The organism is Yimella radicis (genome assembly GCF_054778255.1).
Window position 1 is genome coordinate 112,562 of record NZ_BAAGZR010000025.1, and the last position, 20,015, is coordinate 132,576.

22 protein-coding genes and 1 tRNA gene are annotated in these 20,015 nt (G+C 66.8%); 6 read left to right on the forward strand and 17 right to left on the reverse strand.

Going from position 1 to position 20,015, the window contains the following annotated elements:
• Positions 1-186 precede the first annotated feature (186 nt).
• The 9 genes from ACYU8W_RS13495 to ACYU8W_RS13535 form a co-directional block, all read right to left on the reverse strand.
• Positions 187-1,263 (reverse strand): AAA family ATPase, encoded by a 1,077-nt coding sequence (locus ACYU8W_RS13495; RefSeq protein ID WP_499469844.1) that lies wholly within the window; start codon positions 1,261-1,263, stop codon positions 187-189.
• Positions 1,260-1,472, reverse strand: coding sequence for a hypothetical protein (locus ACYU8W_RS13500; protein WP_499469846.1), 213 nt, complete (start codon positions 1,470-1,472; stop codon positions 1,260-1,262). Before ACYU8W_RS13500 ends, ACYU8W_RS13495 begins: the two co-directional genes overlap by 4 nt.
• Positions 1,469-1,780 (reverse strand): hypothetical protein, encoded by a 312-nt coding sequence (locus ACYU8W_RS13505; RefSeq protein ID WP_499469848.1) that lies wholly within the window; start codon positions 1,778-1,780, stop codon positions 1,469-1,471. The genes ACYU8W_RS13500 and ACYU8W_RS13505 overlap by 4 nt, the downstream gene beginning before the upstream one ends.
• The gene (locus ACYU8W_RS13510) at positions 1,773-2,105 is read right to left on the reverse strand and encodes a hypothetical protein (RefSeq protein WP_499469850.1); all 333 of its coding nucleotides are present in this window, start codon (positions 2,103-2,105) and stop codon (positions 1,773-1,775) included. Before ACYU8W_RS13510 ends, ACYU8W_RS13505 begins: the two co-directional genes overlap by 8 nt.
• Positions 2,102-2,314, reverse strand: a complete 213-nt coding sequence (locus ACYU8W_RS13515) for a DUF6011 domain-containing protein (RefSeq protein WP_499469852.1) — start codon at positions 2,312-2,314, stop codon at positions 2,102-2,104. Before ACYU8W_RS13515 ends, ACYU8W_RS13510 begins: the two co-directional genes overlap by 4 nt.
• Positions 2,311-2,658 carry a hypothetical protein gene (locus ACYU8W_RS13520; RefSeq protein WP_499469854.1) on the reverse strand — a complete coding sequence of 116 codons (348 nt, stop codon included), beginning with the start codon at positions 2,656-2,658 and terminating at the stop codon, positions 2,311-2,313. The genes ACYU8W_RS13515 and ACYU8W_RS13520 overlap by 4 nt, the downstream gene beginning before the upstream one ends.
• Complete coding sequence (locus ACYU8W_RS13525; RefSeq protein WP_499469855.1) at positions 2,655-2,864, reverse strand: excisionase family DNA-binding protein; 210 nt, start codon at positions 2,862-2,864, stop codon at positions 2,655-2,657. The genes ACYU8W_RS13520 and ACYU8W_RS13525 overlap by 4 nt, the downstream gene beginning before the upstream one ends.
• 114 nt (positions 2,865-2,978) lie before the next feature.
• On the reverse strand, positions 2,979-3,521 hold the full coding sequence (locus tag ACYU8W_RS13530) for a hypothetical protein (protein ID WP_499469857.1): 543 nt from the start codon (positions 3,519-3,521) through the stop codon (positions 2,979-2,981).
• On the reverse strand, positions 3,518-4,651 hold the full coding sequence (locus ACYU8W_RS13535; RefSeq protein WP_499469859.1) for a tyrosine-type recombinase/integrase: 1,134 nt from the start codon (positions 4,649-4,651) through the stop codon (positions 3,518-3,520). The genes ACYU8W_RS13530 and ACYU8W_RS13535 overlap by 4 nt, the downstream gene beginning before the upstream one ends.
• 116 nt (positions 4,652-4,767) lie before the next feature.
• Between ACYU8W_RS13535 and ACYU8W_RS13540 the strand changes: the two genes are divergently transcribed.
• Positions 4,768-4,834, forward strand: a tRNA-OTHER gene (locus tag ACYU8W_RS13540).
• A 121-nt stretch (positions 4,835-4,955) separates the two neighbouring features.
• Positions 4,956-6,158, forward strand: a complete 1,203-nt coding sequence (locus ACYU8W_RS13545; protein WP_499469861.1) for an MFS transporter — start codon at positions 4,956-4,958, stop codon at positions 6,156-6,158.
• Between the two features lie 243 nt (positions 6,159-6,401).
• Here the strand turns inward: ACYU8W_RS13545 and ACYU8W_RS13550 are convergent, their stop codons facing one another.
• Positions 6,402-7,424 (reverse strand): GTP pyrophosphokinase, encoded by a 1,023-nt coding sequence (locus ACYU8W_RS13550; protein WP_129625299.1) that lies wholly within the window; start codon positions 7,422-7,424, stop codon positions 6,402-6,404.
• Between the two features lie 144 nt (positions 7,425-7,568).
• Here ACYU8W_RS13550 and ACYU8W_RS13555 point away from each other — a divergent pair, with 144 nt between their 5' ends.
• Positions 7,569-8,747, forward strand: a complete 1,179-nt coding sequence (locus ACYU8W_RS13555) for an MFS transporter (RefSeq protein ID WP_499469863.1) — start codon at positions 7,569-7,571, stop codon at positions 8,745-8,747.
• Between the two features lie 6 nt (positions 8,748-8,753).
• Here the strand turns inward: ACYU8W_RS13555 and ACYU8W_RS13560 are convergent, their stop codons facing one another.
• The 4 genes from ACYU8W_RS13560 to ACYU8W_RS13575 form a co-directional block, all read right to left on the reverse strand.
• Positions 8,754-10,196 (reverse strand): WS/DGAT/MGAT family O-acyltransferase, encoded by a 1,443-nt coding sequence (locus ACYU8W_RS13560; RefSeq protein ID WP_499469865.1) that lies wholly within the window; start codon positions 10,194-10,196, stop codon positions 8,754-8,756.
• Entirely contained in the window at positions 10,193-11,116 is a 924-nt protein-coding gene (locus ACYU8W_RS13565; protein ID WP_499469867.1) for an alpha/beta fold hydrolase, read from the reverse strand. Before ACYU8W_RS13565 ends, ACYU8W_RS13560 begins: the two co-directional genes overlap by 4 nt.
• Complete coding sequence (locus tag ACYU8W_RS13570) at positions 11,106-11,933, reverse strand: esterase/lipase family protein (protein WP_499469869.1); 828 nt, start codon at positions 11,931-11,933, stop codon at positions 11,106-11,108. The genes ACYU8W_RS13565 and ACYU8W_RS13570 overlap by 11 nt, the downstream gene beginning before the upstream one ends.
• Before the next feature lie 169 nt (positions 11,934-12,102).
• Positions 12,103-12,945, reverse strand: coding sequence for a serine hydrolase (locus ACYU8W_RS13575; RefSeq protein ID WP_168990189.1), 843 nt, complete (start codon positions 12,943-12,945; stop codon positions 12,103-12,105).
• Positions 12,946-13,021: 76 nt separating this feature from the next.
• Between ACYU8W_RS13575 and ACYU8W_RS13580 the strand changes: the two genes are divergently transcribed.
• Both ACYU8W_RS13580 and ACYU8W_RS13585 read left to right on the forward strand, forming a co-directional pair.
• The gene (locus ACYU8W_RS13580; RefSeq protein ID WP_129625294.1) at positions 13,022-13,450 is read left to right on the forward strand and encodes a pyridoxamine 5'-phosphate oxidase family protein; all 429 of its coding nucleotides are present in this window, start codon (positions 13,022-13,024) and stop codon (positions 13,448-13,450) included.
• Positions 13,451-13,505: 55 nt separating this feature from the next.
• Complete coding sequence (locus ACYU8W_RS13585; RefSeq protein ID WP_499469872.1) at positions 13,506-14,864, forward strand: hypothetical protein; 1,359 nt, start codon at positions 13,506-13,508, stop codon at positions 14,862-14,864.
• Between the two features lie 70 nt (positions 14,865-14,934).
• On the opposite strand, the gene ACYU8W_RS13590 is transcribed toward ACYU8W_RS13585, so the two are convergent.
• The 3 genes from ACYU8W_RS13590 to pdxH form a co-directional block, all read right to left on the reverse strand.
• A complete protein-coding gene (locus ACYU8W_RS13590; RefSeq protein ID WP_499469874.1) occupies positions 14,935-16,845 on the reverse strand; it encodes a potassium transporter Kup in 1,911 nt (636 codons plus the stop codon).
• A gap of 72 nt (positions 16,846-16,917) precedes the next feature.
• Positions 16,918-17,604 carry an iron-dependent transcriptional repressor DtxR gene (locus ACYU8W_RS13595; protein WP_129625291.1) on the reverse strand — a complete coding sequence of 229 codons (687 nt, stop codon included), beginning with the start codon at positions 17,602-17,604 and terminating at the stop codon, positions 16,918-16,920.
• Between the two features lie 551 nt (positions 17,605-18,155).
• The gene (gene pdxH, locus ACYU8W_RS13600; protein WP_499469876.1) at positions 18,156-18,833 is read right to left on the reverse strand and encodes a pyridoxamine 5'-phosphate oxidase; all 678 of its coding nucleotides are present in this window, start codon (positions 18,831-18,833) and stop codon (positions 18,156-18,158) included.
• Positions 18,834-18,866: 33 nt separating this feature from the next.
• On the opposite strand from pdxH, the gene serC reads away from it, so the two are divergent.
• Positions 18,867-19,976, forward strand: coding sequence for a phosphoserine transaminase (serC, locus tag ACYU8W_RS13605; RefSeq protein ID WP_499469878.1), 1,110 nt, complete (start codon positions 18,867-18,869; stop codon positions 19,974-19,976).
• Positions 19,977-20,015: the final 39 nt, after the last annotated feature.

Sequence of the window (20,015 nt, forward strand, 5' to 3'; positions counted from 1 at the left end):
ATGTTCTGCACGACTGGCAAACAGGGGGCACGCTCTCGGTGGGTTCGATGGGTGAGTTGTGACCCAAATGCCCGTGACCCGTGCCCGTGCCTATAGAGAGGGGCACGGGGGCACGGTCACTTTCGGGCGTTTTTGCCCGTGCCGGGGGCACGGTCGGGGCACGGTCGGGGCACGGGGGCACGCTGGTCATTCCTGACCCCCGTTCTCGCCGGGGTACGGCTTCACCAAACGGTGAGGCGTCGGGCTCACGTAGCCGTCTGCGATGAGATGTGACAGCGCCGTGCGGATGGTCTCGGTCTTGCCCTTCACGACGTCGCACAACACCCGCTGAGCGAGTCCCTGGGGGTGTTCGGCGAGGGTGTCGGCGACGCGCTGCATCATCACTGTCGGTCGGTGTGAGTCGTGAGAATCGTTCTCAGGTGCTCGCACTTCGCCGACGATGCACGCCGGGTCGGGGTCGGTCGCATCAATCACCAGATCGGCGAACCAGTGCAGCCCACCGGCGGACGGCTTCGCGTGCTGCCGTAGGTCGCCGGGTCGGTCTTTGGCGATCAGGATCGTCGAGCGACCGACCAGGCCGCGGCCGATCTTCGCCCGGTTCTCCAGCACGTACGCGGCACCGTCAAGCGCGTTCAGTTTGTGTACTGCACCAATCGCGTACCGTCCTCGGCCCTCAGCCGACTTGGTGACGTGATCGAGCGAGACCACCGCGGCGCCGTAGGAGGTCAGCGGGCGAACCAGCATCCGGCCGAACGTTGCCGCGTCCTTGTTGTTCAGCGGGTCGAGGCCGTGCAGCGTCATCCCCTCGGTGATGCCGTCGAGGATCACCAGCGACGGACTGACCGACGACATAAAACGGGTAATGTCGACCTGGGCCAGCGGGTCACTGATCGGGGTTTCCGGCCGGAAGTAGTGGAATCCCTTGGCGATCTCCTCGGGGGGCACTCCGAGCGTCAGCAGACGCCAGACAACCGGCCCTTCGGCGTCCTCGAAATCGACGTAGCCGACATGGTTGCCCGCGGCGATCTCGTCGGCGGCGGCGATGAGCGCGAGCCACGTCTTGCCGCCCTCCGACTCAGATGCGATCGTGTGGGCCTTGCCGGGGTAGAACAGGCCGCGGCCGTCCGATCGCCGGCCTACGGTGGCTTTCGGTGCCTCCCACCGGCCGGCGAGCACTTCGGCGAGGTCAACCGGCTGCCAGGAGCGTTGAACCGGGCGGCCGTCCTCGTCGAACTGGTCGACGTCGACACTGTGCAGACTCATCGCGGATCACCTTCGATCAGGCGCACGTCGTAACCCTCGTGCTGCAACATGGACAGCAGGTCCGACACCCGCTCTCGTCGGACCGCACGGGCCCGCACGACGCGATCGTTCGTGGACGGCACGCCGTACCGCTTGAACACCTCGGAGACGTGCCCTCGAACGAACACGTAACGGGTGCTCGAACCGTCGTAGACGCTTGCGTGCTTCACGCGGCACCACCCCGCAGGGAGTCATGCACGGCGCGGCGCTGCGTCTCACGCGCTTGCTCCAACCGCTCGGCAACCTCGGCCCACGGGTCACGGATCGTGTCGACACCGAGCCGGTCGAACAGCTCGTGACGGTCACCACCAGCGGCGGAATGCACCACAGCACGGGCGGCCTCGAACTCGTCGTGCGAAGCAGCATCAGCTCGGTGCAGGCCCTCACGAAGACCACGTTCGTAACCAGCCTCATTCGCCGCCAGGACGAACGCCAACGTGAACATCGGCTCATCTGCGAATCGAGTCGGCTCAGACATTGCGGTCACCACCGATCACCGGCTGCAGGAAGTCACAGCAATGGGTGCACAGATCGAACGTCACCCGTGCCGGCATCCCGTCCACGATCGCGTTCCAACACCATTCGCGCCGGGACGGCCACTCAGCCTCGGCACGGCACAACCAACAGCGCGTCGAGCACTGACACCCGTACTCGTCTCGGCAGACCTCACGGCCCTCACACCCGGCGACCGCCAGGATCACGCCAGGTCGGATGCGGTCGGCGTCGATCGCCGCACGCAACACCATGTCGGCCTCGAACTCAGCCAGGGTCAGGACCGCGCTCGGATCCAGCAGTGTGCTCATCGGCTTTCACCGCCCAACTCGGCGACGAAACAGACCGGGCCGATGCCACGCTCCACGGACTTCTCAGCCCGCAGCGGGTGGCGACACGCACGGCACCTGGTGGTTGGCTCGTCGGCGTAATCTGGCTCTAGAATGAAATCGGATTCGCCGCCATGAATCTTCTGAGACGCCGCCTTCGCCGGGCGGCGTTTCCCTTTGTCGAGACTCACTCGCGACCACCCCGCAGCACCCGACGCACGGCGCTCTCGCCGGTCGGGTCGGAGTAGCAGAGTCGGTAGTACACCGAATCGAACTCGTGCTGGGTCGCACCCGTCAGCGCAACCGCGTTCGCCAGGTACGCACCGAACGAAACACCCTTGGTCGCAACGATGTTCACGTAGTCACGGCACAGCCGGGTCACCTTCGCCGGCGACAACCGGACACCCGTACGTTCGAGCATCCCGTGCGTCTCGCGGATCAAGGTCTCCACCGTGGGCACGGTCTGGCCCTGGTCTCGGTCCTCGTGCTTCGACCGGATGGTGCGGGCGGCCGGCTCGGCCGCGTAGGTGGTCACGCTGCACCGCCACGGGCAGTCGGGATCGGCTTCAGCAGCGCGTCGAGTTCGTCGAGGTCGACGCGCAGCAGCCGCGGGCCCATCCGGTAGCCGGTCAGGTCACCCGAAGCGATCCGACGCCGGATGGTTTTGGTTGAGACGCAGGCGTATTCGGCAGCGTCGGGGATCGTCGCGAGTTGTCTACGCGGGGTACGAGAAAGGGCCACAGTGGAAACGTCCTCTCAGAACGATTCCCACAGCGGCCCATGTCTGAGGGTGGTGCGGCGCTTCTCGCCGGGCAATAAATTCGGTTGTGGACTTAACAATACATCACGCGTCGTCTATTGCCCGTCCACGACTCGCGCGCCCAAGTGGGGACTTCGGCATTTCGCCATGGCCGCCTCCGATTCGGTCAACTGAACCGCCCACCGGGTGAGGCAGCGCCGACACGAAACAATGTCAACGTGCGGGTAGCCGTTCGGCTCGCGGTGCAACGGGAATGCGAGCGGGCGGTTCGCGGCCTCAGTTCGCCGAAATGCGCTCGGCAGCTTCTCGGGCACTAGGTAGGCCCACCGTTCACCACCGGGCACGACATAGACCGTGACCAGCAGTTCCGACGCCGGACAATCGCACGCCAGTCGCTGCAGGACTCGCCACTTCTGCGACTTCGCCAGCTCTTTGATTCGAGGGGCCTCCAAAGCTGCCTTCGAATGTGCGTCCTTCAGTCGGGCGGCCGGCGTCGGCCTCGCGTCAACCGGTGGCAGTAACGGCACCAGCAGCTCGTAGGTGTCGACCTCATCCCCGACGGCAAACGGGTCGTTCGCATTCGGTCCCCGGCGGGCAACGATGAACCCCGGGGTGCCGCTTGGCTCGATGTTGCTCACTTCTTCTCCTTCTCGGCGTCGGTGCCCTCGGCCAGCCGCGACAGCGCCCCGGCGATCGCGGCGTCTCGGCCCTGGGCTGCGTGCTGGTATCTCATGGCGGCTGCCGGTGTCGAGTGCCCCAACCGCTGCATCAACTCGGGAACGGTCGCCCCGGCGATCGCGGCCAACGTGGCTCCGGTATGCCGTAGGTCGTGCCAGCGTGCACCGGGCACCCCGGCTGCCTCGGCTGCCGGTTTCCAGTGCAGGTTCAGCGTCGACCGCTGTAGCCACGTCTCAGTGTTCGAGGGCGAGGGAAACAGCAGCGCATCCGGCTCGGTGCCGGCGAACTCGTCTAGGTGCTTTCGGACGGCAGGCACGATGTGTGGGGGCACCACGACGTCGCGTAGGCCGTCCATCGTTTTCGGCGGCCCGACCAGCCACTCCCCCGTCATGCGCGAGACAGCGCGGCGCACCTTCACCACGACCGCTTGCCCGTCTTCGGACACGTCGAGATCGAACCGGCGTAGCTCGAGCGCTTCGCCGATGCGCAGTCCACACCACGCGGTGAGCAGCAGCAGCGCCCGTAGCCGATCAGGCATCGCAGCAGCGGCGGCGTCAACCTGGGCGGGGGTCAGCGGGGTCACCTTGTGCTGTCGGCGGGTGCGGCCGGCGTTGCGAATGTTGACCGGGTTGCGCACGATCAGTTCATCGTCGGTGGCCGTCTGCATGATCGTGCGCAGCAGCGAATACGCGCCCGACTTGGCACGCGGGCCGGTGTCGAGGTTGTCGTGCCAATCGCGGGCACGCGCCGGCGTGATCGCGGTCAGGGGCAACTCACCGAGGGACGGCAGGACGTGCCGGTCGAGGTAGCTGCGATACAGCGTGCGAGTTCGAGGCCGTAGTTCGCGGTGCTCTAGCCATCGGTCGGCGTACTCGTGCAACGTGGGCACGGTGGCGGCGTTGCGGCCCTTCGGCGGGGTCCAGCGGCCCGTTTCCAGCAGTGCCCGCTCGGACATCAGCCACGCCTCGGCATCGGCCTTGGCGGTGAAGGTGAACGGGGCCGGGTGGCGCAACGTGTCGGGGCCGATGTAGGACGCCTGCCACCGCTTCGAGGGCAGCTTGCGCAGCGCCCCGAACGATCGTCTCGCCATGTTCCGACACTCCTAACGAAGTTGCATGATGTGCTCGTGCAACAACTAGGGTATCTTGTGTCCAGACGTGACCCGAGGAAGCAACACTGAGGGGAGCGACTTCCGCAGAATTTCAGGCCCATCGTTGGCACTCCGAGGCAGTCAGGTTGTGAACTGTCGCAGGTTCGAATCCTGCCGGGGGCACTTCACGTGACGGATGACCTCATGCTCGACAGCTACTTCGGCTGATCCTTGAGACCGGACGACGACGGAGGGAACGGGCGATGGGCCGTGTGTTGTTGGGACGCGTCCGCGCCCAAGCATCATGAACCGCCTGGACCAGCGCAGGGCGTTCTGGTCCGCGGCGTCCGTCCTGGGCCTGTCGCTCTGGTCGTCGGGAGCGCCGAGCGTCCTCTATCCGCTCTACGCGGTGAAGTGGGATCTACCGCCGGTCGTGGTCACGACCGTGTTCGCGACCTATCAACTCGCGCTGATCGTGGTGCTCCCCTTGTTCGGGAATCTGTCCGACCTGTTCGGACGGCGCCGCATCATGCTCGCGGGCATCGCGCTCATGGCAGCCTCCGCGATCGTGTTCGCATTCGCACCCAACGTCGCCTTCCTCTATGTCGGACGCGTGCTGCAGGGCGCCGGGGCGGGCCTGGCAATGGGCGCCGCGACCGCGTCCCTGATCGAGAACAACACCAGCCGCAACCCTCGCTCCGCGAGCACGGTCGCCACCGTCGCGACGGCAACCGGTCTCACTTTTGCCCTGCTGCTCAGCGGCTTGTTCGCCGAATACCTCCCTCGCCCGCTGCTGTGGAGTTACATCATCCTGCTCGTCCTTGCCTTGACGGCGGGTGCGGCGGTGTGGGCCACCCCGAACGACCGACCACTGATGACGAAGCGGTGGCGACCGCAGGTACCGTTCGTCCCCGCCGGATTCCGGACCGGGTTCGTCATCTCGACGCTCTCGGTGAGCCTCGCTTACTGCGTCGGTGCGATCTTCCTGTCCCTGGGCGCCCACATGATCGACCAGTTCACCCACACCGAGAACACCGCTCTCGTCGGGAGCCTGCTGGCCGCGTCATCCGCGTGCATCGGGATCACTGGCCTTTTCCTCCCGCGGTTCCATGCCCGCGCTCTCATTTGGGCCGGCACCGCGCTCACTCTCGTGAGCCTCGCACTCATGGCGGCGGCCAGCGCTTTCGGATCGCTTCCGTTGTTCCTCGGCTGGTGCGTCGTCGGCGGGATCGCCTACGCGCTGGCGTTCACCGGCGGGCTCGGACTCATCAACGACCTGGCTCCTACGCATCACCGGGGTGCCACCCTGTCGTTCCTCTATCTGGTCGCCTACACGCTGCAGGCCGCCACCGCGATCGGCGTCGGCGCGGTCGCCACTGTCGTCTCGCTCAGCACCGCGGTGGGAGCGGCGGCGATCGTCCTCGCCGTGCTGTGCGGGGCGGTCGCGGTCTTGCTGCTCACGAGTAGACGTACCGCTACGCCGCGCACAGATCTCGCAGCGTCGTGACGCTACAAGTGCTCGCGTCGCTTTGATTCAGTTCGCTCGAGAACATCACCGAGTGGTGACAGGATGTCGCCGTGGTTTCGGCACCTGCGCCCTCCTACCTCGGGCGCAGGGCTCAACCAGCGAACGCTGCTAGGCCCCCGAAGCCTGCGGCCGGCGGTGGTGACCTTCCGCCGTAGGGCTCAACCAGCCGAAGTCGGCGGAAGCCTTCGGCGTTCAGAAGCCGCGGATGAGTGCGTAGGTGAGTCAGCCGGCGGACTTCATCTTCGCCAGCCGGGTCTTCAGCCGGTCGACGCGGTGGGAGTTGTCGTGCAGATCGATGTACCGCTCACCGAACGCGAACAGCAGGACGTCATCCAACCGGCGGACGGCGCCCGGCGGGTTGCGATAACCCATCCGCCGGTCCACGTCCGCGACGTCGATACTGCGGATCGCATCGGCGAGCTCGGTCAGCGAGGTGATCCCGAGCTCGAGGACGAGCCCCGACATCCAGGCGTAGTGCTCCGGACGCGACCAGCTGGCGTCCGCGTACTGACCGGCAAGGAACGCCGCCAACTCGCGCGGGTCGATGCGCGGGTCGACCTCGGGGTCGCCGGAGGAGGGCGCGTGCACCGGCCGTTGCAGGCGTTCGCGGATCGCCGAGAACTCGAGGTCGGCGAGCTCGAGCAGACCCGCCGCAAGACTGAAGCGACGATCGAAGTCGGAGCGGTACTCATCCGGAACCGTCCCCTTGTAACGGATGTCGTGCTCGAACTCGGCCCATGCGTGCTGCAGCACGGTACGGATCTGCACCTGTACGTGCCGGTCTCCGATCTTCGGGTGGGCCTTGCGGTCCTCGGCCGAGAGCTGGATCTGCAGGTGCCGGCTCGCGTAACCCCAGCGCCCCTCGCTCGCGGTCTCGCTGCCCATGTCCCGGTCGTCCAGCACGACTGCCTCGGTGGCCAGCAGTTGAGCGACCGCCGCGACGTCCGAACGCACGTAGGTGATGACCCGCAGACCGATCACGTCGCCGATGTCGGACATCGGGTCGGGATAGACCGGCGTACCGTCCCGCAACCGGCCGGCCTTGTCGGCGAACGACTCGACGCTCTTGGCTCGGCCGGTGACGGTCAGGTAGTTGAGGCCGGCGTCGTCCAGGATGCCGACGACGAGATCGACCGCTTCTTCAGCGGCGACGCGCAACTTCGGGTGCAGGGAGGCGTACTGCTGGGTAGCACGACGAACGACTTCCTGGTGCGGGAGCGGACGCGAACCACGGGACGACGGCATGGGTGCAGCATGTCAGGCCGGCGACCCGGACGGCGAGCACCGGTCCACAAGCCCGCCGATCGGTCGGTGCGGTGGGAGGGGCGCACGACGGATGTCCGCACCTGCAGTGACGCTCGCCGGATTCGTGCCTGCCAGGCTGTGCCGGTGAAGCCATGGATGCGCGTCGCGTTCGCGCTGTTCGTCGTCGGGTGGGGGGCCAACGAGTTCTCCCCGCTGCTGCTGGTCTACCGCGCGGAGAACGGACTCAACCCCACCTTCGTCAACGCGATGTTCGCGGCATACGTTCTCGGCCTGGTCCCGGCCCTGCTGGGTTCGGCCGCACTGGCTGGACGCTTCGGCCACCGTGCGGTGCTCCGGCCGGTCATGGTGTTCAGTGCTCTTGCCTCGGCTGTGCTGGCGATCGGTGAATCGAACTCCGTCCTGCTGTTCATCGGACGTGTGCTGTACGGCATGGCAACCGGTGCCGCCATGGCGCCGGGCTCGACCTGGGTCAAGGAACTGTCCAGCGATGCACCTGCAGGGACGGGCGCCCGTCGGGCCGCGATGTCGTTGTCGGGCGGGTTCTGCCTCGGCCCCGTGGCGGCCGGGGTGCTCGCCGAATGGGTTGCCGGCCCCAAGGTCGTCCCGTACCTCGTCCACATCGCCCTGACGGCTGTTGCCGCGGCGGTCGTGTGGAACGCTCCGATGCGCTCCCAGCATGCCCCCGACCATCTCGTCGCGATCGGCGAACCGGACGTCCCGGCGACTCGCCCGTCGCACGCGGCCCTGTCGACGCATTTCTGGGGACGCATCGCGCCGATGGCGCCGTGGGTGTTCGCCTGCCCGTCGCTGGGCATCGTCACCATCCCCGCCCTCGTCGGTCAGCACATCAGCGGCTGGTCGATCGCCTTCAGCGGCGCGATGTCGGGTGTGACGCTCGGCATCGGCGTGCTGGTGCAGCAGCCCGCCCGTGACCTGGAGGCGCAGCGTCCGGGCGTGGTCAGCCTGCTCGGCATGGTGGCCGTGCTGGTCGGAATCCCGATGGTGGCTCTCGTTGCGTGGCAACCGAATCCGCTGCTAGCAGTTGCTGCCGGAGCGGTGCTGGGGTGCGGATACGGACTCAACCTCGTCGGCGGGCTCACCCGCGTCGAGCACGCCGCCGACGCGACTCACCTGGCGATGACCAACGCGGTCTTCTACTGCCTCACCTATCTCGGCTTCTTCCTGCCGATGATCATCGCCGCGCTCGCCTCACGCTGGCAGACCCAACAGGTCATGGCCGGGCTGTGGATCGCAGCCGTGGCGAGCGCAGCGGTCGCCTTGGCCGCACGACGAGCAGCCTGAGACCGGTCAGTCAGTCTGTGAGGCGGGCCGTTCGACCTCCTGCACCAACAGGGCCAGTTCCTCGACCGCCCACTCGCAGATCTGCTGCGGGTCAGGCACCAGTTCTGGATCGGTGGTGATGCCCACATGCAGCACATCGCGGTAGCCCAGCAGGGTGATGTTGAGCCCGATCCCGTCGGCCAACACCGACAGCGGGTACATCGCCTGCAGTTCAGCGCCCGCGACGTATGCCTGCCGGCTGCCACCGGGCACGTTGGAGATGATGAGGTTGAACGGCCTGATGGTGCGGAAGATGCCGGTCTCCCACATCGCGCGAGCAGCACGGCCGAAGATCACCGGCGGCGCGAACTGCATCGCCGAGGTCAGCACCGTCGGTGGGACCGCTCCACCCTTCTTGCGTGCCGATTTCGTGAACTTCGAACTGCGCCGCAGGCGGTCCTTCGGGTCCTCGAGGTGAGTGGGCAGCGTGGCCAGCATCGCGGTGACGAAGTTGCCCTGCTCGGACCGATCCGCCGAGCGGACCGCCACCGGAACCATCGCCACGAGCGGCGTCCCGGTGACTCCCCCGTCCTGCAGCAACCATCGCCGGACGGCGCCCGCCATCACCGCCATCACCACGTCGTTCACAGACGTGCCGAACGCGTTCTTGACCGTCTTGATGTCGTCCAACGGCAGGTCGATCACGCCGAGCCGCCGACGGCGCGAAATACGTCCGTTGAAGGTGGTGACCGGTGGTCGGACCGGCAGGGAGTCGGTGACGATCTCCGGATCGGCGTCCTTTTGCCGCAACGGATTACGCGGCTTGAGTGCGCTGAGCGAGAGCATCGCCGGGGTCCACTTCGCCAGGCCGGTCACGACCGTCCATGCATCGCCCGGACGCTGCAACATCCCGATCGCCGAGCGGGCCAGCAGACCCACCGAGGACGGCGCCGGCTCCGGAACGAACTCGAACGGTTTCCCGGTCAGCTGTAGTGGCTCCAGGTCGACGAGCGCACTGAGCACCTCCATGCCGGACACCCCGTCGATCACCACGTGGTGCGTTTTGGTAATCAACGCGACGCGCCCGTCGGCGAGTCCGGTCACCAGGTACAACTCCCACAGTGGACGGCTGGTGTCGAGCGGTCGCTCGTGGATGCGCGCCGCCAACTCCATGAGTTGCTCGACCGTGCCCGGACGCGGCAGCGCACTCTCTCGCACGTGGTAACTCAGGTCGAAGTGGTCGTCGTCAACCCAGTAGGACCGGTCGAGGCCGAACGGCACCTCGGCCAGGCGCTTGCGGAAGAAGATGACCCGGTCGAGGCGCTCGGCGACGAACTGGGTGATGTGTGCCAGGTCGAACTCATCGTCGAGACCGGACGGATCCAGCAACATGATGCTGCTGATGTTGCCCGTCATGGTGGAGTTCTCGAGCCCGAGGAACGCCGCGTCGAGGGCGGAGAGTTGCTTCATGCGGCGCGTCGGATATGCGAATCCGCCCATCCGACAATGGTTTTCGCGGTGCGGTCAGGGTGCTCGATCATAGGCACGTGACCGGTGCCGTCCCACTCCTCGTACATCCAGCGAGGGTTGGCCCACTTGGCCCACCGCGCCGCCTCGACCGGCACCAACCGGTCCTGCACGCCGTGGATCAGCAGGACGGGCACCCTGATCGCCCGGTAACGGCCGAGCACGGCACCGTGCGAGACGGTTTCCTGGAACATCGACCGGGCGGCGATACCGAGTGCCTTCATCGCGTCCGGGAACCGGCGGCGAGCCTTGGCCATGTCGACATGCACGTCGAACATGTCGTTGTCCCGCGAGCCGTAGTCGGCGAAACAGATCCGCATCACATTGTCGACCTCCGCCTCCGGCGTGATCGGACGCTTACGTGCGCGGCTGTACATACCGACGGCGGCCGGAGTGAAAAGCGTTCGCAGAGAGGAGATCTGGCGTCCGGGATGACGGCGCGGGGCGGGCATCGCCGGGTTGAGCAGCACCACGCCGCGCACCAGGTCGGGGTGCGCGGACGCGACCATCGCGCAGATGAGCCCACCCATGGAGTTGCCGGCGACGAGGGCGGGCTCACCGACGACAGTCTCGATGAACTGCCGCACCAATTTGGCGTTGCTGCGCACGGTCGGCGAGCGATCCGCGGCACGGGTCAGGCCGAATCCGCCGAGATCCGGCGCGTAGACGTGGTACCCCGCGTCGCGCAGCAGAGGTCCGATCAGCATGTAGTTCAACGAATGTCCGCCGAGTCCGTGGACCAGCACGAACGGCGTGCCGTCGCCACCGAAGTCGAGGTAGTGAACCTCACCGTCGAGATCGACCGTGCGGTACTCGGCTCCACGCTCGGCCAGCGGGGCGGTGAACGGGCTCTCAGGCGACATCGGCATCTCCGTGTGGGTTGTCGGACTCGGGGAAGAAGCAACGCAGGGCACCCGGCGGCACGAACGGACGCCAGTCGTCCTCCGGTTGGGCGAGACGGTCGGCGATCGCGTAGAACATGTGCGGATCGAAGCCGATCGACAGATGACTCGAGCGCACGCGGACGCTCTCGGAGTGGTCGGTCGCAGGCTCGAGGCAGTGCTGCCACGCCACGATGCCGTCCTCCTTGGAATAGAACGACGTGGAGGGCACCGACAGCGGGTACGCACTTCGACCGGTCGCAGTGGGTTGCTCGGCATCCTGTGCGTGCAGATGAGCGAACCGGGTGAACATGGATTCGGCGCGGGATTGGCGCGGGTGCTGCAGCCGGTAGGGCGAAGCGAGCGTGATGACCTGACGGATGCACTCGGGGTGCTGGTGAGCCAGTTCGCGAGCGTAGATACCGCCCAGGCTCCACCCGATCACCGAGACCTTCGCGCGGTTGCGGCGAGCGATGCGCTGGATCGCGACCGGAAGCTCGGCGCGAACGGCGGCCGTGGGACCGACATTACGGCCCAGGTGCCAGCCGTACGGGCGCCAGCCGCGCAACCGCAGGAAGTTGCGCAAGGCGAGTGTGGACAGGTCGTTCGCACCCAACCCGGGCAGGACGAGGACCGGGTGGCCGTCTCCGGAGGCCGTGGTGGCAAGCAGCGGAACCGCCGACGCCATCAGGTGCACACCGAGGGCGACGCGCGGAACCTCGGTGGCGAGCCAGAACGCGCCCGGCGGTCGGGCGACCCGATCGGCCACCGACGCCTCGAACTTCTCGAGGGACCCCATGACTGCTCACCTCTTCACACTCGGGACGATGCAACACGTCCCGAGATCCATTGTGCTCCTTCGGATCCCGGGACGTGTGCCAACCACTTCAGTCGGTCACAGCATCGATCCGACAGAACCACAGTTCGGTGCAAAGGTGCGAGCACGAGTGCATCGGAACTACGGGCGATCAGGTCAGCGGCGTGGCCAGTTCGCGGAAGACGATCGAGCTGACCCCGTTGAGCGTGTCGCGCCCGTAGTAGAAGCCGTTCGGCGAGCGCGACAACATCGCCATCTGATAGTCGCGGCCGTACCCCTTGATCCGGCCGACCGAGTTGAGCCGGTAGCCCCCCGTCCGCGGCCCCCAGCCGTTCTTGACCTCGGCGTTCACCATGGAGGCGAAGGAGGGGTTGACCACGCCCCAGATCTGACTGGAGGTCACGTTCGACATCCAGGAGCGGACGTAGGTGCGCTCGGCAGGGGTGAGCACCGGCGTCCCGTTGACCAGGTAGGTCTCCAGCTTCAGGAAGTCCCACGGCACGGTCGTCGAATAGCCCCACCAGGTGGAACTGCCGGCAGCGCCGCCACCCCGGATCGTCGTGTACGTCAGACCGAGGAGCCGGGTCACCCGCTGGACGTTCGAGACTCCCACCTGCGCCAGCAAGGTGTCGGTCGCGGCATTGTCGCTCGAGCCCATCATCCGTCCGACGAGGGTGCGCTGGGAGGAGGTCAACGGACGCCCCTGCTCGCGGGACACCCGTAGAACCGTGCACAGGATGAGGATCTTGACCGTGCTGAGCGTCTCGTTGGAGAACGAGTTGTAGGTGTAGTGCACCCCGGTCCGGTTGTCCCACAACGAGATTCCGACCGTCCCTCCGCGAGCGCGTACATAGGAACCGATCGTCGAGTCCAAGCGCGTCTTCGTGACAGCGCTCGCGGGCGGCGCGATCGCCAAGCTCAGCGTGGGGGCCGCGGCCACACCCATCGCCCCGAGGAGAACTCGACGACGCCCGACCTGCGTTTGCTTCAGCACGTCGGAAACGTACCCCGTGCCATCGCCCGCGACCAGTACTACCATGAGTAGTACTCAGCGAGAGAGGCGAACCACGATGACCGACGACACGTTCCGACCGACCGAACTCAGCGATCTCGAGTGCTACGACTTCCTGCGCAGCCAGGAACTCGGGCGCCTGGCCTACCACCTGCTCGGTGAAGTGCACATCGTCCCCGTCAACTACGCGGTCGACGACGACAACCGGTTGATCTTCCGCACCGCGGAGGGAAGCAAGCTGTTCGGCATCACGATGAACGACGACGTCGCGTTCGAGGTCGACCAACTTCTGGGGGACGAAGCCATCAGCGTGATCGTGCGCGGGCGCGCACACCTCTTGGAGGCAGACTCCGCATACGTCGCAGAACGGGTCCGCCTGCGTCCCTGGATCAACACCCCGAAGTTCAATGTCGTCGCGATCGACCCGAACGAGGTGACCGGACGGCGGTTGCACATGCACCGGCCGTGGCGCAGCATGCGCGGCTGAGGGGTTCGGGCTGGGTACTCTGACGGCGAAACTCCCCCGCCCGGAAGGCATCCCGATGAAGCGCGCCGTCGCCGCGACCACCACCCTGCTCGCGTCCGGCCTCGGCGCCGTCCACGCCGGCCCCGCTTCGGCTTCCGTTGCGCTGCCGACCGCCGTGACGCGCACTGCTGCAGGCAACTACCTGCCGGCCGCCCCGACTCGGCTCGTCGACACGCGCATCGGACAGGGTGCTCCGATCGGTTCGGTCGACACGGGCGAATCGGTGACCGTTCGTGCAGCGGGCGTCGCGGGTATTCCCGCGACCGGAGTCCGCGCGATCGTCGTCAACCTGACTGCTGTGAAGGCGCATTCGAGAGGGTGGTTCACCGCCTTCCCGTCCGGCACCTCGCTGCCTGCGACGTCGACACTCAACTTCCGCGCCGGGTGGACCGGGTCCGTCACCGCGACCGTGCCCGTAGGTGCTGACGGCACGATCATCGTGCGTGCCGGCGCAGGCGGCGCCGATCTGCTGGTCGATGTCGTGGGCTGGTACGCCGGGACGGGCTCCACGCAGACCGGTGGGACGCTGCTGAGCCCGCAGGATCCCTACCGTCTCGACGACACCCGCTACAACAAGGGAGCGTTGAGCTCCGGCAGTACCCGCGTGGAGGAGTTCGGCTTCTACGACAGCGCGGGGTCGCGACTCAAGGCGGTCGTCGCCAACATCACGGCGGTCGCCGGGTCGACCTCCAGCGGATATCTGACGACGTGGAGCGGCACGGGTACCCGCCCGGCGACGTCCACCCTGCAGTACGCCCGCAACGAAGTCTCGCCCAACACCACGAACGTGCCGGTCACCTACCGAGGCGTCGACGCACTGGGCAACTCCCGCTACTCCTTCGGCATCACCGCGATCGGCGCGGGGTCCGTCGATGTCGTCGTCGACATCGCCGGCTTCTACACGACCGCTGCGGACGGCGTGGGCTCCGTCTTCGTGCCGGTGACGCCCACGCGGCTGGCCGACTCCCGGTTCGGCCTCGGCACGACCAAGGCTGCGCGCGGCACCAACAGCACAACGAACCTGCTGGTCCCCGGCCACCTGGTGAACACTCGTACCCAGGCCTTCGTCGGCAACCTCACCGGCACGAGAGCCACCACCGGCACGCACCTGACGATGTGGTCCGGCACGGCACCCACGGACAGCAGCACCACGAACGTCGCGCCGAACCGCGAGCGCGCCAACGGGGCTGTGGTCGTGACACCGCGCAACGACGACAACACCCGGCTGCGTTACTCGGTGTACAACCGGTACGCCTCCTGCGACTTCATCGTCGACATGACCGGTCGCTTCGACACCTCACCCGACCAGCCGGCCGGTGCGTTCAGCAGCAAGCGGATCGTGAGCCACAAGTCCTACCCGATGCCCGCGCGCTGATCCGGGCAGCGCAGAGCCGTCTCGGGCGGCTCAGTGCGGCTCAGTGCGGCTCAGTGCGGCTCAGTGCGGCTCAGAGCGCGACGTTCGCGCCCATGATCACCGTGCGCTCCTCGGGTAGCCGGAAGTACTGCACCGGAGTGGCCGCATTGTGTGCGAGGCCGATGACGACACGCTTGCGCCACTTGGGCATCGAACTGTCCTGCGACATCTGCACGCTGATCCGGGACAGGAAGTAGTAGACCTCGTCGGCGTCGAAGTCGACACCCATGTCGCGAGCGGTCTCCAACGCGGCCGGCACGTCCTGGTCGTCCATGAAGCCGAAGCGCACCGTGAGGTGGGTGATGTGGTCGAACGGGTCGCCGAGGTCGTCGATCGTCACCCGTTCGTCGAGGGGCACGTGCGGGATGTTGGCCGAGACGGTCGTGACGATGAGGACGTTCTCGTGGATCACGTGATTGAAGCTCGCGTTCTCACGCAGCGCCAACGGTGCGGTCTCCTTGCTGGGGTGCATGAAGACTGCGGTGCCGGGCACCCGCATCAATGGATCGGCGTGCAGGTCGTCCAGGAACGGCAGCAGCGGGCCCTCAAGCTTGGCGCGCCGTTCGGTGATGATGGTCTGCCCTCGGCGCCACGTGAACATCACGGTCGCCACACAGGCTGCGACGAGCAGCGGCAGCCAGCCACCGTGCGTCACCTTGGTGAGGTTCGCAGAGACGAAGATGATCTCCAGCGGGGCGAAAAGTATGAGCACCAAGGCGATTCGCCACGTCGGCCACTTCCACCGAGCGCGAGCCAGCACGAGGAACATCAGGGTCGTGATGATGAACATGCTCGTCACCGCGACGCCGTAGGCGGCAGCGAGGCGCTCGGACGACCGGAACATCAGCATGAGCACGATCACGCCACCGAACAACATCCAGTTGATGGCGGGGACGTAGATCTGACCGCCCTCGTGCTCGGACGTCTGCCGCACGGTCAGGCGCGGCAGGTAACCGAGGCGCTCGGCCTGACGTGACATCGAATAGGCACCGGAGATGACCGCCTGGGATGCGATCACGGTTGCCAGGGTCGCGAGCGCGACCAGCGGCAGGGTGGCCCAGGTCGGCGCGAGATGGAAGAACGGGCTGTCGATCTTCGTCGGGTCCTCGATGATCATGGCGGCCTGACCGAGGTAGTTGATCAGCAGGCACGGCATCACCATGAAGAACCACGCGCGCGACAAGGGCGGGCGCCCGAAATGCCCCATGTCGGCGTAGAGCGATTCCGCTCCGGTCACGGCCAGCACGACGGCGCCCATCGCGACAAACGCGACGAAGGGTTCGCCGACCAGGAAGTCGAGCGCGTACGTCGGGGACAGACCCTTCAGGACGCTCGGCTGGGCGGCGATGTGCGGGATCCCGAGCAGGGCGAGCGTGAGGAACCAGATGACCATCACCGGGCCGAACGCGCGTCCGATCTTCTCCGATCCGAAACGCTGGACGGCGAAGAGAAAGACGATGATCACCAACGCCAGCGGAAGGATCCAGTCGTGGACCTCCGGTGCCGCGACCTCCAGGCCCTCGACCGAGGACAGCACCGAGATCGCCGGCGTGATGATGCTGTCGCCGTAGAAGAGCGCCGCCCCGATCACGCCCAGGACGACGATCGTCCGGAATCTCCTGCCGCCCGGCTTCACGCTGCGCCGGGTCAGGTGCGAGAGCGCCATGATGCCGCCCTCACCGTCGTTGTCGGCGCGCAGGATGAACACGATGTATTTCACGCTGACGATGCCGGTGATCGACCAGAAGATCAGCGAGATGATGCCCAGGACGTGCGGGATCGTTGCCTTCACGTCGCCGTGGTCGATGTTGAACACCGTTTGCATCGCATACAGCGGGCTGGTGCCGATGTCGCCGAAGGCGACACCGAGGGCCGAGACAACGAGACCGAAGCCGGCCTTCTTACCGGCGGCGCCGGAGTGAGGTGCAGTCACTCGGACCATTGTGCAGGCCTACGAACCTGGGCGCAGGTCAGCATCACCTTCGTGATCCGAGCCACGGGTCGCGGCCGTTCGTCAGGCGTCGACGAAAACGTGACTGGCCACGTCGAGCGGCAGCGAGATCGGCTCCGCGCCGACCGCCTGCACCAGGACGCGGTCGCCGTCGCGGCGTGAACTGACGCGAGCGCCCGGAACGACTCCCCCGCTGGTCAACACGGCGAGGGTGTCGTGGTCGGCCTGTGCCGGTTCGCCGATGCGACGCACGACGTGGTCGGCCTCGGTGTCGGTGACGGCCGAGGTGAGCGGCACGACGCCGTCGCGGAACTTCGTCGAGGTGGCCGTCTGCCCGAGCTCCTCCAGCCCCGGGATCGGGTTGCCGAACGGCGACAGCTCCTTCTCCTGAAGCAGCTCCAAAATCTTCAGTTCGACGCGGTCGCTCATCACGTGCTCCCACCGGCACGCCTCGTCGTGGACGTACTCGAGTTCCATCCCGAGGACGTCGACCAAAAGTCGCTCGGCGATGCGGTGCTTGCGCATGACGCGGGTCGCGAGCAGCCGCCCCTGCGGCGTGAGTTCGAGGTGCCGGTCACCGGCGAGCGTGAGCAGACCGTCCCGCTCCATGCGGGCGACCGTCTGGGAGACGGTGGGGCCGGAGTGCGCGAGACGCTCGGCGATACGGGCCCGCAGCGGCACGATGCCTTCTTCCTCGAGGTCGAAGATCGTGCGCAGGTACATCTCGGTGGTATCGATCAGGTCACTCACGGTGCCCAGCCTGCCACCTACCACCGACGCAAGGGCAGTTGGTCCCGAAACTGACCGGGCGCCATGGCCTGACCGGACCGCTCGGTGAAAGGTTTCGTCATCTTTATTTGAAACCGACCCCAGATGGGGTAGAAATGTCGTCGGACGAAGAACTACCCCTTGGTTCTTCTGTCTTGGATGTCCCTCGTTGGACATCGCGGCCGGTGCGCACCCCTTGGCGTGCCGGCCGCTTCCATGCTGCTCATCGGTTTCGGGACGATGGATGGCTGATCGTCACCCGGGCATGGAACAGCCCATGGGTTCCGGCCTGATGGCCGGTGCGTGCTGGACGATGCACGCTCCCACGGGCTGCGGCGGCGGCGATGGATTCGCTCCCGCACGTCCACGGTCTGCCACTACGGCGGACCGAAGGTTGCGCTAGCGCGCAACCACCTCACGCGTCCGATAAGAAATCATGAGTCGGACCACCTCCTTTCTCGTGTACCTGCGAGCGTAGGTCGGTGATCGCCCTCGATCAACGGGTTTTTTTCCTGCCGGCCTTCGGGGCCGGTTCAGGGCTGGCGACGCTCGACGCGCCAGCAGTCGTCCGCGAGATCGCCGTCACCCTCGCGCAGGTAGACCAATCGGTCGTGCAGCCGCGAGGAGCGTCCGGCCCAGAACTCCACAGCGTGACAGTCGATGAGGTACCCGCCCCAGTTGTCGGGCAGCGGGACGTCGTCGGCGTGACCGGTGTCGGGGAACTTGAGTTCGAGTTCGCGGACGCGATCCTCCAGCACCGTGCGGTCATGGATCGGCTGGGACTGCGCCGACGCCCACGCACCGATCCGACTGCCCCATGGACGGGACTCGAAGTACGTGCGGACGGTGTCGCGGTCGAGCAGTCGTGCGGTGCCCTCGAAGCGGATGGCACGGAACATAGGTGCCCACGTCACCGTGCCGGCGATCTTCGGATTCTCCTGCAGGGCAACGGCTTTGCGCGAGTCGAGATTGGTGTAGAAGCCGGGCCCGGCAGGCTCGAGGTAGCGCATCAGCACGGTGCGGACGCTCGGCCCGCCGTCAGCGTCAACGGTGGCGATCGAGATCTGGTCGGGCTCGCGAAGGTCGGGTTCCTGCTGGCTTCGGGCGCGGGCCTGCTCGACCCAGCCGCGGACCAACTCCCACGGCGCAGCGGGAATCTGTTGTTCGTCGAGGCCTTCGCCGGCGTAGTCCCATCGGGCGATCGGTTCCATGGCCCAAAGCTACGCGCTGCCAGACTGTGCAGCGTGACCGATGTGGTGAAGATCCCCAGCGAACTCCTGCCCAGCGACGGGCGCTTCGGCAGCGGGCCCAGCAAGGTACGCCCTGAGCAGCTCGATTCACTTGCCGCACAGGCACGCTCGGTGATGGGCACCAGCCACCGCCAGGCGCCGGTGCTGGAGCTCGTGGCCCGCGTCCAGGAACGTCTCGCCTCGCTCTACGACCTCCCCGACGGGTACGAGGTCGTGCTCGGGCTGGGTGGCTCGACCACCTTCTGGGACGTCGCCGCCTGCAGCCTGGTGCGCGAGCGGTCGCAGCACGCGGTGTTCGGTGAGTTCAGCTCGAAGTTCGCGACCGTCACCACGAAGGCTCCGTTCCTCGCCGACCCCGATGTGCGTTCGGTGGAGCCCGGCGGCGTGGCCGACCTGTCCCCGGTCGACGGCGTCGACCTGTACGCGACCGCGCACAACGAGACGTCGACCGGCGCGATGATCGAGGTCGAGCGGGTGGACGCCGACGCAATCACCGTCGTCGACGGCACCTCGGCCGCGGGCGGCCTCGAACTCGACGCATCCGCCTGCGATGCCTACTACTTCGCTCCGCAGAAGTCCTTCGCCTCGGACGGTGGACTCTGGCTCGCGCTGATGTCGCCGGCTGCTCTCGAACGCGCCGCCGAGATCACCGCGCGGGGCGACCGGTGGATCCCCGACTCCCTCAACCTGCAACTCGCGATCGAGAACTCGCGCAAACACCAGACGCTCAACACTCCGGCCCTGGCGACGTTGATCATGCTCGACGAGCAGTTGGCCTGGATGCTCGAGCACGGTGGGCTCGCGGGATGTGCGAGCCGCACTTTCGACAGCAGTTCGCGTTTGTACTCCTGGGCGGACGCGTCCTCGTACGCGTCGCCGTTCATCACCGATCCGAAGCACCGTTCCCAGGTCGTCGGCACGATCGACTTCGACGAGTCCGTCGACGCGCCGGCACTCGCGAAGACGTTGCGCGGCAACGGGATCGTCGACACCGAGCCGTACCGAAAGCTCGGCCGCAACCAGTTGCGCATCGGCATGTACCCCGCCGTCGAACCCGACGACGTCACCGCGCTGACCAGGTGCATCGACTTCGTGCTGGGCTGAGTCGTTCACTCGGCCTGATGGCGCAGCCGGCGCCGCAAC

Bases quoted from the DNA above. Each gene is read 5' to 3' on its own strand.
- ACYU8W_RS13495 (WP_499469844.1), bottom strand. From the start codon at position 1,263: ATGAGTCTGCACAGTGTCGACGTCGACCAGTTCGACGAGGACGGCCGC.
- ACYU8W_RS13505 (WP_499469848.1), bottom strand. From the start codon at position 1,780: ATGTCTGAGCCGACTCGATTCGCAGATGAGCCGATGTTCACGTTGGCG.
- ACYU8W_RS13510 (WP_499469850.1), bottom strand. From the start codon at position 2,105: ATGAGCACACTGCTGGATCCGAGCGCGGTCCTGACCCTGGCTGAGTTC.
- ACYU8W_RS13535 (WP_499469859.1), bottom strand. From the start codon at position 4,651: ATGGCGAGACGATCGTTCGGGGCGCTGCGCAAGCTGCCCTCGAAGCGG.
- ACYU8W_RS13545 (WP_499469861.1), top strand. From the start codon at position 4,956: ATGAACCGCCTGGACCAGCGCAGGGCGTTCTGGTCCGCGGCGTCCGTC.
- ACYU8W_RS13550 (WP_129625299.1), bottom strand. From the start codon at position 7,424: ATGCCGTCGTCCCGTGGTTCGCGTCCGCTCCCGCACCAGGAAGTCGTT.
- ACYU8W_RS13560 (WP_499469865.1), bottom strand. From the start codon at position 10,196: ATGAAGCAACTCTCCGCCCTCGACGCGGCGTTCCTCGGGCTCGAGAAC.
- ACYU8W_RS13565 (WP_499469867.1), bottom strand. From the start codon at position 11,116: ATGTCGCCTGAGAGCCCGTTCACCGCCCCGCTGGCCGAGCGTGGAGCC.
- ACYU8W_RS13570 (WP_499469869.1), bottom strand. From the start codon at position 11,933: ATGGGGTCCCTCGAGAAGTTCGAGGCGTCGGTGGCCGATCGGGTCGCC.
- ACYU8W_RS13580 (WP_129625294.1), top strand. From the start codon at position 13,022: ATGACCGACGACACGTTCCGACCGACCGAACTCAGCGATCTCGAGTGC.
- ACYU8W_RS13585 (WP_499469872.1), top strand. From the start codon at position 13,506: ATGAAGCGCGCCGTCGCCGCGACCACCACCCTGCTCGCGTCCGGCCTC.
- ACYU8W_RS13590 (WP_499469874.1), bottom strand. From the start codon at position 16,845: ATGGTCCGAGTGACTGCACCTCACTCCGGCGCCGCCGGTAAGAAGGCC.
- pdxH (WP_499469876.1), bottom strand. From the start codon at position 18,833: ATGGAACCGATCGCCCGATGGGACTACGCCGGCGAAGGCCTCGACGAA.